The 12,231-nt window shown below is 60.8% G+C and carries 9 protein-coding genes and 1 pseudogene; 9 read left to right on the top strand and 1 reads right to left on the bottom strand.

What is annotated here, in order from left to right:
* Positions 1-206 precede the first annotated feature (206 nt).
* From KGB07_RS29755 to trxC, 6 genes and pseudogenes are all read left to right on the top strand, one after another.
* Positions 207-977, top strand: a pseudogene (locus KGB07_RS29755) (MCP four helix bundle domain-containing protein); the annotation flags it as partial.
* Positions 960-1,832, top strand: coding sequence for a methyl-accepting chemotaxis protein (locus KGB07_RS29750; RefSeq protein ID WP_404942354.1), 873 nt, complete (start codon positions 960-962; stop codon positions 1,830-1,832). The pseudogene KGB07_RS29755 and the gene KGB07_RS29750, both read left to right, overlap by 18 nt.
* Positions 1,833-2,115: 283 nt before the next feature.
* A complete protein-coding gene (locus KGB07_RS19475) occupies positions 2,116-3,858 on the top strand; it encodes a potassium/proton antiporter (protein ID WP_046039712.1) in 1,743 nt (580 codons plus the stop codon).
* Between the two features lie 34 nt (positions 3,859-3,892).
* Positions 3,893-7,261, top strand: coding sequence for a mechanosensitive channel MscK (gene mscK, locus KGB07_RS19470; RefSeq protein ID WP_046039711.1), 3,369 nt, complete (start codon positions 3,893-3,895; stop codon positions 7,259-7,261).
* A 48-nt stretch (positions 7,262-7,309) separates the two neighbouring features.
* A complete protein-coding gene (selO, locus tag KGB07_RS19465) occupies positions 7,310-8,773 on the top strand; it encodes a protein adenylyltransferase SelO (protein WP_046039708.1) in 1,464 nt (487 codons plus the stop codon).
* A gap of 73 nt (positions 8,774-8,846) precedes the next feature.
* Positions 8,847-9,281 carry a thioredoxin TrxC gene (trxC, locus tag KGB07_RS19460; RefSeq protein ID WP_046039707.1) on the top strand — a complete coding sequence of 145 codons (435 nt, stop codon included), beginning with the start codon at positions 8,847-8,849 and terminating at the stop codon, positions 9,279-9,281.
* A gap of 65 nt (positions 9,282-9,346) precedes the next feature.
* Here the strand turns inward: trxC and KGB07_RS19455 are convergent, their stop codons facing one another.
* On the bottom strand, positions 9,347-10,117 hold the full coding sequence (locus tag KGB07_RS19455; protein WP_015093167.1) for a ParA family protein: 771 nt from the start codon (positions 10,115-10,117) through the stop codon (positions 9,347-9,349).
* Positions 10,118-10,472: 355 nt separating this feature from the next.
* Here KGB07_RS19455 and KGB07_RS19450 point away from each other — a divergent pair, with 355 nt between their 5' ends.
* The 3 genes from KGB07_RS19450 to KGB07_RS19440 are packed head-to-tail and all read left to right on the top strand — an operon-like array spanning position 10,473 to position 12,224.
* Complete coding sequence (locus KGB07_RS19450) at positions 10,473-11,198, top strand: beta-ketoacyl synthase chain length factor (protein WP_046039705.1); 726 nt, start codon at positions 10,473-10,475, stop codon at positions 11,196-11,198.
* Complete coding sequence (locus tag KGB07_RS19445; protein WP_046039704.1) at positions 11,174-11,983, top strand: lysophospholipid acyltransferase family protein; 810 nt, start codon at positions 11,174-11,176, stop codon at positions 11,981-11,983. Before KGB07_RS19450 ends, KGB07_RS19445 begins: the two co-directional genes overlap by 25 nt.
* Entirely contained in the window at positions 11,964-12,224 is a 261-nt protein-coding gene (locus KGB07_RS19440) for a phosphopantetheine-binding protein (RefSeq protein WP_046039703.1), read from the top strand. Before KGB07_RS19445 ends, KGB07_RS19440 begins: the two co-directional genes overlap by 20 nt.
* The last annotated feature ends 7 nt before the right edge of the window (positions 12,225-12,231 follow it).

Genomic DNA, 12,231 nt, shown 5'->3' with positions numbered 1-12,231 from the left:
ACAGACGCAAAGCCTTGATTTTGCTGACGGGCGACCTTCCTCGCGAGTTTTAAAGACTGTGATTGGCCCATCTGGTTCCTGCACTTCGTCGCCACAAGGTGCAACCGGCTGAAACACGGCGGGCTCAAGACTTCAGCCTGGCGACCGATAAGTCATCCATACAACAGCCTCAGCCCCGCACGGATGCGCTCTTTTCGGTGATCGCCATGTCCCTTCGTAATATGAATATCGCCCCTCGCGCGTTCCTCAGCTTTGCCCTGATTGGCGGCTTGATGATGGTTCTGGGGGTGTTTGCCTTGAATCAGATGAGCAAGATCCGCGGCGCCGCCGAGAACATCACCAACAACAGTGTGCCAAGCATCAAGAGCCTGGACGAGTTCACCCAACTCACCTTGCGCCTGCGGGTGCTGTCCTACCGCTTGCTGGTGAACCGCGAGCCGGACGTGCAGCAGAAAACCATGGAACTGCTGGAGACTCGCAACCAGCAGATTCGCACCGCCCAGGCAACCTACGAAAAGCTGATCGCCAGCCCGCAGGAGCGTGCGACCTACGATCAATACGTACAACTGCTGGGTCAGTACCGCCAGATCGAAGACCGGATGAAAACCCTGTCGCGCAACAATCAGGTCGATGAACTGCGCAGCTTGCTCAACACCGATTTGCTCAACAACTCCGAAGCGGTCAACACCGTGTTGAACCGTCTGCTGGAGATCAACACCCAGCAAACCAACGACACCAACCAACAGGCGGTGGATCAATACGATTCGGCGTTCAACCTTGTGATCGCCCTATTGGTTATTGCCACCGCGCTGACGCTGCTGCTCGCCTGGTTGCTGACCAACAGCATCACCCAACCGATCGCCAATGCCCTGGGCGCCGCTGAACAGATCGCCGAAGGCAACCTGACGCGTCCGATCAACGTTGACGGCCAGGATGAAGCCGGCCGCTTGCTGCTGGCCATGTCAAAGATGCAGGACAAGTTGCGCGACACGCTGCAGCGTATTTCCGGCTCGGCCACACAGTTGGCATCGGCTGCCGAAGAACTCAACAGCGTCACCGACGAAAGCGCCCGTGGCCTGACCCGGCAGAACAACGAAATCGAACAGGCCGCCACCGCAGTCAACGAAATGACCAGCGCCGTGGAAGAAGTCGCACGCAACGCGGTGAGCACGTCCGAAGCCTCGAAAAACGCCACCACCTCAGCCGGTGACGGCCGTGACCTGGTGCAGGAAACCGTCAGCGCCATCGAACGCATGAGCGCCGACGTACAGAGCACCGCGACCCTGATCGGCGACCTGGCCAACGAGTCCCGCGACATCGGCAAGGTGCTGGACGTGATCCGTGGCCTGGCCGACCAGACCAACCTGCTGGCGTTGAACGCGGCCATCGAAGCGGCACGCGCTGGTGAGGCCGGTCGTGGTTTTGCGGTGGTGGCCGATGAGGTTCGTGCCCTGGCCCACCGCACCCAGCAGTCGACCAGCGAGATCGAACGCATGATTGGCAGCATCCAGAGCGGTACGGAGCACGCGGTGGATTCGATGCGCAACAGCACCGAACGCGCCGAATCGACCCTGAACATCGCCCGTGGCGCCGGGATGTCGCTGGACACCATCAACAGCGCCATCGTCGAAATCAACGAGCGCAACCTGGTGATCGCCAGCGCCGCTGAAGAACAGGCACAGGTGGCCCGTGAAGTGGATCGCAACCTGGTGAACATCCGTGACCTGTCGGTGCAGTCGGCCACCGGGGCCAACCAGACCAGTGCGGCCAGTAACGAACTGTCGCGCCTGGCGGTGGACCTGAACACGATGGTTGGGCGGTTCAGCCTTTAACTCTGTGGCGAGGGGCTTGTCGGAATGCCGCACCACCCCGTTGGGCCGCGCAGCGACCCCAAACCTGTTAACTGCGCACATCCATTAAATCGCGTCTACCGGATTTACGACTGCTTCGCAGCCGAACGGGGGCAAGCCCCCTCGCCACAATGATTTCACCCGGCGTGAAGAATCGCCTGCAAAAAGCTTTTTGACAGCATCACATTTCAACAGGTTAGAATCGCTGGCACGCAGACTGCATGGTCAGTTTGCGCCCGCCTTTCAGCTTTCTGGAGTACTGCCTTTGAATGCAACGACCATCAACAGCCTGTTCTTGATCGGCGCGTTGCTGGTAGGTGCGAGCATTCTGGTGAGCTCACTTTCGTCCCGTCTCGGCATCCCGATTCTGGTGATCATCCTGGCAGTCGGCATGGCGGCGGGTGTCGATGGCGCCGGCATTCTTTTTGATAACTACCCCACGGCTTATCTGGTCGGCAACCTCGCACTGGCAGTGATCCTGCTCGACGGCGGCTTGCGCACCCGGGTGTCGAGTTTCCGCGTGGCGTTATGGCCGGCGCTGTCGCTGGCCACAGTCGGGGTACTGATTACCACCGGGCTGACCGGCATGGCGGCCGCATGGCTGTTCAACCTGAACCTGATCCAGGGCCTGCTGATCGGCGCCATCGTCGGCTCCACCGACGCCGCGGCGGTGTTTTCGCTATTGGGTGGCAAAGGCCTGAACGAGCGGGTAACCGCCAGCCTTGAAATCGAATCCGGCAGCAACGACCCGATGGCGGTGTTCCTCACCGTCACCCTGATCGACATGCTCGCCAGCGGCCAGACCGGCCTGCACTGGAGCCTGTTGACCCACCTGCTGCGCGAGTTCGGCATAGGTGGCGTCATTGGCCTGGGCGGTGGCTGGCTCATGCTGCAACTGGTCAATCGCATCAACCTGGCCACCGGTTTGTATCCGATTCTGGTCATCGCTGGCGGGTTGGTCGTCTTTGCCCTGACCAACGCCCTGCACGGCAGTGGCTTCCTGGCGGTATACATCTGCGGCCTGGTGATCGGCAACCGTCCGGTGCGCAGCCGCCACGGCATCCTGCACATGCTCGATGGCATGGCCTGGCTGGCGCAGATCGGTATGTTCCTGGTGCTGGGGCTGCTGGTGACGCCTCACGACCTGCTGCCTATCGCCTTGCCGGCACTGGCCCTGGCGCTGTGGATGATTCTGTTTGCCCGGCCACTGTCGGTGATGGTTAGCCTGCTGCCGTTCAAGGCGTTCCATGGTCGCGAGAAAGCGTTCATTTCCTGGGTCGGCCTGCGCGGCGCGGTCCCGATCATTCTAGCGGTGTTCCCGCTGATGGCCGGCCTGCCCAACGCCCAGCTGTACTTCAACCTCGCGTTCTTTATCGTGCTGGTGTCGCTGTTGGTTCAGGGCACGAGCCTGCCGTGGGTCGCCAAGCTGCTGAAGGTGACGGTGCCTCCGGAGCCTGCCCCCATCTCCCGCTCGGCCCTGGAAGTGCACGTCACCAGCGAGTGGGAGCTGTTCGTCTATCGCCTCGGCGCGGAAAAATGGTGCATCGGTTCGCCCCTGCGTGAGCTGAAAATGCCCGAAGGCACCCGTATCGCTGCCCTGTTTCGCGGCCAACAATTGCTCCATCCGTCGGGTAGTACGGTGCTGGAAGTCGATGATTTGCTGTGTGTCATCGGCCATGAACACAACCTGCCGGCCCTCGGAAAACTCTTCAGCCAGGCGCCACAACGGGGCCTCGATCTGCGCTTCTTTGGCGACTTCGTACTCGAAGGAGACGCCCAGCTGGCCGCGGTTGCAGCCCTCTATGGACTGAAGGTCGAAGGCATCGATCCGGACATGTCCCTGGGCCACTTCATTGCCCAGAAGGTCGGCGGCGCGCCGGTGGTAGGCGACCAGGTGGAATGGAACAACACCATTTGGACCGTGGCCGTCATGGACGGGAACAAGATCGGCAAAGTGGGCGTCAGATTCCCCGAAGGAAGTCGCCCGGGTCCCGGACTCTTCCTCTAAACTGCTTCCACTATCACTTGCTTGACCGGTCTTTATGCCTAACCTGCGCTCCATTTTCGCCATCGCCCTTTTGGGCTTGAGTCTCTCTGTCGGCACCCTTGGTTTATCGCAAGTGGCGCAAGCGACCGAACCGCCTTCCAGCGAAGCCGTACAGGCGAGCCTGGACAAGATCGCCGACCGCAAACTGCCGGAAGCCGATCAGAAGGCCCTGCAATCCGTCCTGCAAGGCACGCTGAGCCAGCTCAACAACAAGCGTGACTACGAGCAGAAGCTGGTCACACTCAAGCAGCAATTGAGCAGTGCGCCCAAACAGACCATCGAGAACCAGCGTGAACTGACCCGCCTCAAGGCCAGTTCCGTGGTGCCGGTGGCGCAGCGTTTCGCCAAGGAACCGATCCAGCAGCTGGAACAATTGCTCACCGAGCGCTCCACCCAGCAAAGCGACCTGCAAAAGGCCCTGGCCGATGCCAACAGCCTGATCATCACTGCCCAGACCCGCCCCGAGCGCGCCCAAGCGGAGATTTCCAGCAGCCAGACGCGCATCCAGCAGATCAACACCATCCTCAAGAACGGCAAGGACGCCGGCAAGGCTTTGAGCGCCGAGCAGCGCGACCAGCTCAATGCCGAGCTGGCAGCGCTGAACGCCCTGATCCCGCTGCGGCGCCAGGAGCTGGCCGGCAATACCCAATTGCAAGACCTCGGCAGCAGCCAGCATGACCTGTTGTCGGAGCGATCCGACCGCCTTGATCAGGAAATCCAGGAACTGCAAACCCTGATCAACCAGAAGCGTCTGGCGTTGTCCCAGGAAACGGTCACCCAGCAATCCATCGAAGCGCAGAAGGCCGGCGGCAGCAGCCTTTTGGCCACCGAAAGCGCGGCCAACCTGAAGCTCTCGGACTACCTGCTCAAAAGCACCGACCGCCTGAACGAAGTCACCCAGCAGAACCTGCAGACCAAGCAGCAACTGGACAGCCTGACTCAGAGCGATGCGGCCCTGGACGAGCAAATCAACGTGCTCAAAGGCAGTCTGCTGCTCTCGAAGATTCTCTACAAACAGAAACAGGCGTTGCCGCGCCTGCGGCTCGACCGCAACCTGGCCGACCAGATTGCCGACATTCGCCTGTATCAGTTCGAAGTCAGCCAGCAACGGGAGTTGCTGAGCAATCCGGCCACCTACGTCGAAAACCTGCTGTCGACCCAACCCCCCGAGCAAGTCACGGCGCAGCTGCGCAAAAGCCTGATGGAACTGGCCACCACCCGCGCCGACCTGCTGGAGCGACTGAACCGCGAGCTGAGCGCGGTGCTCAATGAATCCATCACCTTGCAACTGAACCAGAAGCAACTGCTCAGCACCGCGCAAAGCCTGCGGGCGACGCTCGATGAGCAGATGTTCTGGATTCCCAGCAACAAGCCGCTGGACCTGGAGTGGATTCACAGTGTGCCGGATCGCCTCCAGCGGCAACTCGATTCGCTGCCGGTACTTTCAAGCCTGAGCGAACTGACCGACGGCCTGACCCAGCGCCCTCTGCTGTTCCTGCCACTGGCCCTGCTGATCGGCGCGCTGTTGTGGCGGCGCAAGAATCTGTACGCGCGACTGAACAAGGTTCACCAGGACATCGGTCACTTCAAGCGCGATAGCCAGTGGCACACGCCGCAGGCGATTCTGATCAATATTCTGCTGGCGATGCCGGTTTCACTGGGCCTCGCCTTGTGCGGGCTGGCCCTGCGAATTGACGCCCGTGGGCAGAACGCCAATATGGGTGCGGCGCTGCTGCAAATGGCCGGGGCCTGGCTGGTGTTCTACACCGCCTACCGGATCCTCGCGCCGGGTGGTGTGGCAGAACTGCATTTCCGCTGGGAAAAGCCCCAGGTGGAGTTCCTGCGCAGATGGATCCGCCGCCTCGGCATCGTGGTGATGGCACTGGTGACCGTCGTCGCCGTTGCCGAGCTGCAACCGGCGGCACTGGCCGATGATGTGCTCGGCATGCCGGTGGTGCTCATCTGCTACGCCTTGATGACCTTGCTGCTCAGCCGCCTGCTCATCAGCAGCCCGACCCATGAGAACGCCTCGCTGTTCCGCAAACTGGTGGGGATCCTGTTCACCGCCCTGCCCGTCGCGCTGTTCGTGGCCGTGTGCTTTGGCTACTACTACACCGCGCTGAAGCTCAGCGACCGCTTGATCAACACCCTGTACCTGCTGATGTTCTGGCTGGTGATCGAAGCCACCTTCGTGCGAGGTCTCAGCGTAGCGGCGCGTCGCCTGGCTTATCAGCGCGCCTTGGCCAAACGTAACGCAGCGAAAGAGACCGCCGACGGCGAAGCCATCATCGAAGAGCCGACAATGGACATCGAGAAGGTCAACGAACAGTCCCTGCGCCTGATCCGCCTGGCGCTGCTCGGCGGCTTCATGGCGGCACTGTATTGGGTCTGGGCCGACCTGATCACGGTCTTCTCGTACCTGGACAACATCACCCTCTACGAATACACCAGCGGTACCGGCGCCAACATGAGCATGGTGCCGATCAGCATCGGCGACATGCTTGGCGCGCTGATCATCATCGGCATCACCTTCGCCCTGGCGCGCAACCTGCCGGGCTTGCTCGAAGTGTTCGTGCTGTCCAAGCTCAACCTTGCCCAGGGCAGTGCCTACGCGACCACCACGCTGCTGTCCTACGTGATCGCTGGCGTCGGTTTCGTCTCGACGCTGTCGACCCTCGGCGTAAGCTGGGACAAGCTGCAATGGCTGGTGGCGGCGCTGTCGGTCGGCCTCGGTTTCGGCATGCAGGAGATCTTCGCCAACTTCATTTCCGGCATCATGATCCTGTTCGAACGTCCGGTGCGGATCGGCGACACCATCACCATCGGCAACCTGTCGGGCACCGTGAGCAAGATCCGCATCCGTGCCACGACCATCACCGACTTCGACCGCAAGGACATCATCGTCCCGAACAAGACGTTCATTACTGGGCAACTGATCAACTGGTCGCTGACCGACACCATCACCCGGGTGACCCTCAAGCTCGGCGTCGACTACGGCTCGGACCTGGACCTGGTGAAAGAGCTGTTGCTCAAGGCCGCACGCGATAACCCGCGCGTGCTGAAAGACCCGGAACCGCACGTGTACTTCCTGAACTTCGGCGAAAGCACCCTCGACCACGAGTTGCGCATGCACGTGCGCGACCTCGGCGACCGCAACCCGGTGCTCGACGAGGTCAACCGCTTCATCAACCGCGAGTTCAAGAAGCAGCACATCAACATCTCGTTCCGGCAGATGGAGGTCTACCTCAAGAACCTGCACGGCCAGGAATACAAGATGGTGCCGATCGAACCGGAAGCGAAAACCATCGTGCCGGTCGTCGACGGCAAGCCGGCGCAAGAACCGCCCGCCGCCAAACTCGACTAACTGGCCATTCCCCAGCAGAATGCTCGGACATTCTGCTGGAGCCGGCCCTTGAAAGCCCTCGACGAACTCACTTTCGATAACCGCTTCGACCGCCTGGGCGATGCGTTTTCCGCCCACGTGCTGCCCGAGCCCATCGATAATCCGCGCCTGGTCGTGGCCAGCCCTGCCGCCATGGCACTGCTGGACCTGGACCCGGCCGTGGCCGAAACCCCGGAGTTCGCCGAACTGTTCAGCGGCCACAAGCTCTGGGCCGACGCGATCCCAAGGGCGATGGTCTATTCCGGGCATCAGTTTGGGTCCTACAACCCGCAACTGGGCGACGGTCGCGGCCTGTTGCTCGGCGAGGTGTACAACGAGGCCGGCGAACACTGGGACCTGCACCTCAAGGGCGCCGGCCAGACGCCGTTTTCACGCATGGGCGATGGCCGGGCGGTACTGCGTTCGTCGATCCGCGAATTCCTCGCCTCCGAAGCCCTGATTGCCCTGAACATCCCAACCACCCGCGCCTTGTGCGTGATCGGCTCCGATACCCCGGTGTGGCGCGAAAAGCAGGAGCGCGCGGCCATGGTCCTGCGCCTGGCGCCGAGCCATGTGCGCTTCGGGCACTTCGAGTATTTCTACTACACCAAGCGCCCAGAGCAGCAGAAAGAACTGGGTGATCACGTGCTGGCCATGCACTTCCCACAGTGCCTGGAACAACCGGAGCCGTACTTGGCGATGTTCCGCGAAGTGGTGGAGCGCAACGCCGAACTGATCGCCAAATGGCAGGCCTATGGCTTCTGCCACGGAGTGATGAACACCGACAACATGTCGATCCTGGGCATCACCTTCGATTTCGGCCCGTTCGCCTTCCTCGACGACTTCGACGCCAACTTCATCTGCAACCACTCAGACGACCAGGGCCGTTACTCCTTCAGCAACCAGGTGCCGATTGGCCAGTGGAACCTCAGCGCGCTGGCCCAGGCCCTGACGCCGTTCATCAGCGTCGAGGCCCTGCGCGAAACCCTCGGCCTGTACCTGCCGCTGTTCCAGGCCCATTACCTGGACCTGATGCGCCGCCGCCTCGGCCTGACCACAGCCGAGGATGACGACCAGAAACTGCTGGAGAACCTGCTGCAACTCATGCAAAACAGCGGCGTCGACTACAGTCTGTTTTTCCGCCGTTTGGGTGATGAGGCACCGGAACAGGCCATCACCCGCTTGCGTGACGACTTCGTCGACCTGAAGGGCTTTGACGCCTGGGGCGAGCTCTACGTCGCCCGGGTGGCACGTGAAGGCACGCTTGATCAAGAGCAGCGCCGCCAGCGGATGCACGCGGTCAACCCGCTGTACATCCTGCGCAACTACCTGGCGCAAAAGGCCATCGAAGCGGCGCAGAACGGCGACTACTCGGAAGTCCGCCGGCTACACGCCGTGCTGAGTAACCCGTTCGAGGAACAACCGGGGATGGAAAGCTATGCCGAGCGACCACCGGAATGGGGCAAGCATCTGGAGATCAGTTGTTCGTCGTGAGGCACTGCACGATTGAAAATCCGCAGTCATGTCTCCAAATAAAGATCATTCGCTTTCGACTGGACGATTTTTCATGACCGACCCACTCCTCATCCCCTGCCCCCACTGCAACGGCCTCAACCGCATTCCCGCCGAGCGCCTCAATGACCACCCGAAATGCGGGCGCTGCAAGACAGAAGTCCTGCTGAACAAGCCGTTTGAATTGAAGCAAGGCGACTACGCCAGCCAGATCAAGGGCGATCTGCCGCTGCTGGTGGACGTGTGGGCGGATTGGTGCGGGCCGTGCAAGTCGTTTGCGCCGGTGTTCGAGCAGGCGGCCGGGCAACTGGCGGGCAAGTGTCGGCTGGCCAAGCTGGACAGCGAGGCGAACCAGCAGTTGTCGGCACAGTTGGGGATTCGCTCGATTCCGAGCCTGATCCTGTTCAAGAACGGCCGGGAAATCGCCCGGCAGAGCGGGGCCTTTCCGCTACCGCAACTGATGAGCTGGTTGCGTAGCCAAGGGATCTGAAGGCAACACAGACCCTGTGGGAGCGAGCTTGCTCGCTCCCACAGGGTTTTGCGTCGCCTGGAAGATCAGGCATTTTCCAGCAAATTGTGCAGCTCGACAAACTGTTGGGTCAGCTTGTGCCGCGGGTCGAGATGGATCAGCGGCGTATTGGCCTGGTGGGATTCGCGCATGCGTACCGAGCTGGCCAGGTACACCGGCAACACCGGCAGGCCTTCGGCGATCAGTTCATCGAGAATTTGCTGGGGCAGGCTGGCGCGGGCCTGGAACTGGTTGACGACGATGCCTTCGACTTCCAGGCCTTCGTTATGGTCGTCCTTCAACTCTTCGATTTCCGCCATCAGGCCGTACAGTGCCTGGCGTGAAAAACTGTCGCAATCGAATGGAATCAACACACGATCGGCGGCGATCAACGCCGAAACCGCATAAAAATTCAGCGCTGGCGGGGTGTCGAGGTAAATCCGGTCGTAGTCTTCGCTCAGCTCTTCCAGCAACTTACGCAGCTTGTTGATCTTGTGCTTGGCTTCAAGCTTTGGCTGCAAGTCCGCCAGCTCGGCCGTGGCGGTAATGACATGAAGGTTATCGAACGGGGTTTCGTAGATGTCGACCTGATTCTTTTTGGAGAACGGCCCGGAAGACAGCGTCTGCTTGAAGAAATCGGCGATGCCCATCGGGATATCGCTACCGGTGAGCCCCGTCAGGTACTGAGTGGAGTTGGCCTGGGCATCGAGATCCACCAACAAGGTGCGAAAACCCTCGCTGGCACTGACCGCCGCCAGATTGCAGGCAATGCTGGATTTGCCGACGCCACCTTTCTGATTGAACACCACGCGCCGCATGTCAAAACCTCCGTGTACCAATGAATGACCGAGTGTAGTGGTCCACAGCGTTGCTTCGCTACCTTGTCAGCAAAGGGACTACACAGTCAGTTGCCTTCTCCTGCTTGAAAAGCCCTGAACGCCCCGGTGATTCAACGCCAGAACCGACAGACGGAGTCATAATTCTGTGAATAATTACCAATCGTTCAATTTTTGCGAACCTGCAGCTTCATCTTGCTGAGCAAAATGTAACCAGCATTTGCTACACGTTCCCGGCACCGGGATAATGCGCGCCACTCGGCGCCAAACGCCACGCAGGGTAAGTCCCGGCTCACGGCCGCTCCCCGCGTCAAGTAAGCCCGTGAGGGTGGGATGAATGTCTGTGATCAACTTCAACATCGCCCAATGGCGCGCTTGGGCCCCAGGGCTTGATAGCGTGAACGATTGGCAGGCCTGGTGCCGACAACCGGTCGTGCTGCCGGACAGCGATGTCGCTCCCGACGTTTCCTTTCTGCCGGCCATGCAGCGTCGGCGGCTCAGTCGTCTGGCGCGCATGGCATTCAGTGTCGGCTGGCCATTGGCCGAAGGTCGGCAGGATCTGCCATTGGTCTTTGTTTCCCGTCACGGCGAAACGCCCCGCACGATCGAGATTCTCAGTGATCTGGCCACCGATCAACCGCTATCGCCGACTCAGTTCAGCTTGTCGGTGCATAACGCGATCATTGGCTTGTGGTCGATCATGCGTGGTGAAACCAGCGAAATGACGGCCCTGGCAGCCGCAGGCGATGGCCTGGAACATGGCATGATCGAAGCTGCCGCGCTGTTGGCCGAAGGCGCTAGCGCGGTGCTGTTGGTGATCACCGAAGAGCGGCCGCCCGAGGCTTACTCAACCTGGATCGACGACGTGCCGTTCCCTTATGCCATCGGCCTGCTGATTACCCCTGGCACCGACTGGCAGTTGTCCCTGAACAGCTCCTCGGATGCGTTGTCCAAATCCCGCTGGCCCCACGCGCTGAATCTGTTGTGTGCGCTGCTCGGCCAGCAAACCACCTGCCAACATGCCTGGAAAAATCGTGAATGGACCTGGCAACGCAACCCGTGACCGAGAAAAACCGCGACGCCTATTACTGGCGCTTGCTGGCCACCGCCGCGAGCTTTGCCCTGTTCGGGTTGGGCGGGCTGTGCCTACGCCTGGTGATTTTCCCTTTGCTGAACTGCCTGCCCGGCGACGCCCGGACCCATCGGCTGCGGGCCCGGCAAACGGTCAGCCGCTGTTTCTGGATTTTTGTGCGTTTCATGGCCCGTACCGGGGTACTGACCTATAACATTGAGGGCGCGGAAAAACTCGGTCGTCCCGGGCAAATGATCATTGCCAATCACCCATCGCTGATCGATGTGGTCTTTCTGATCGGCCTGGTGCGTCACGCCAACTGCGTGGTCAAGCAAAGCCTCTGGGAAAACCATTTCACCCGCGGGCCGCTGGGTTGCACCGAATACATCAGCAACGACGGCAGCATGGACATGCTCGACGCCGCTGCCGACGCGCTGAAAGACGGCCAGACCCTGATCATTTTCCCGGAAGGTACGCGCACCCAACCCGGCCACCCCCCGGCCTTTCATCGGGGCGCCGCGGCAATCGCCCTGCGTGGTGCGAAAATCCTCACCCCGGTCATTATCAAGGTCAGCCCGACCACATTGACCAAGGCCGAGCCCTGGTATCGCATCCCCAAGCGGCGCGTGCACTTCAGTTTCCGGGTCGGGGCCGATATAGACCCACAGACCTTCGCCACGCAGGGGCCGGCTCCGCAGGCCTCGCGCAAGCTCAACGATTATCTACATTCTTACTTTATTAAGGAGCTCGCCGAAGATGAGCGATCTGCACCGTGATATCAAAATGCTTATCATCGACGCCCTTGGCCTGGAAGACATCAGTGCCGACGACATCGGCAACGACCAGCCCCTGTTCGGCGAAGGCCTGGGCCTGGACTCGGTGGACGCCCTGGAGCTGGGCCTGGCCATCCAGAAAAAGTACGGCATCAAAATCGACGCCGATGCCAAGGACACACGTAATCACTTCAGTAACGTGGCGAGCCTTGCGGCGTTCGTCACTGCAAAACAGGCAGCTTGAGACCGGA

This window comes from Pseudomonas sp. GL-RE-26 (assembly GCF_019956275.1).
Classification (GTDB): Bacteria; Pseudomonadota; Gammaproteobacteria; order Pseudomonadales; family Pseudomonadaceae; genus Aquipseudomonas; species Aquipseudomonas grandcourensis.
Note: the sequence above shows the minus strand (reverse complement) of the source record. Positions and strands in the feature narration are given on the sequence as shown.

Coding starts and splice junctions, on each gene's coding strand:
- KGB07_RS29750 (WP_404942354.1), top strand. CDS start 960: ATGTCAAAGATGCAGGACAAGTTGCGCGACACGCTGCAGCGTATTTCC.
- mscK (WP_046039711.1), top strand. CDS start 3,893: ATGCCTAACCTGCGCTCCATTTTCGCCATCGCCCTTTTGGGCTTGAGT.
- trxC (WP_046039707.1), top strand. CDS start 8,847: ATGACCGACCCACTCCTCATCCCCTGCCCCCACTGCAACGGCCTCAAC.
- KGB07_RS19455 (WP_015093167.1), bottom strand. CDS start 10,117: ATGCGGCGCGTGGTGTTCAATCAGAAAGGTGGCGTCGGCAAATCCAGC.
- KGB07_RS19450 (WP_046039705.1), top strand. CDS start 10,473: ATGTCTGTGATCAACTTCAACATCGCCCAATGGCGCGCTTGGGCCCCA.
- KGB07_RS19445 (WP_046039704.1), top strand. CDS start 11,174: ATGGACCTGGCAACGCAACCCGTGACCGAGAAAAACCGCGACGCCTAT.
- KGB07_RS19440 (WP_046039703.1), top strand. CDS start 11,964: ATGAGCGATCTGCACCGTGATATCAAAATGCTTATCATCGACGCCCTT.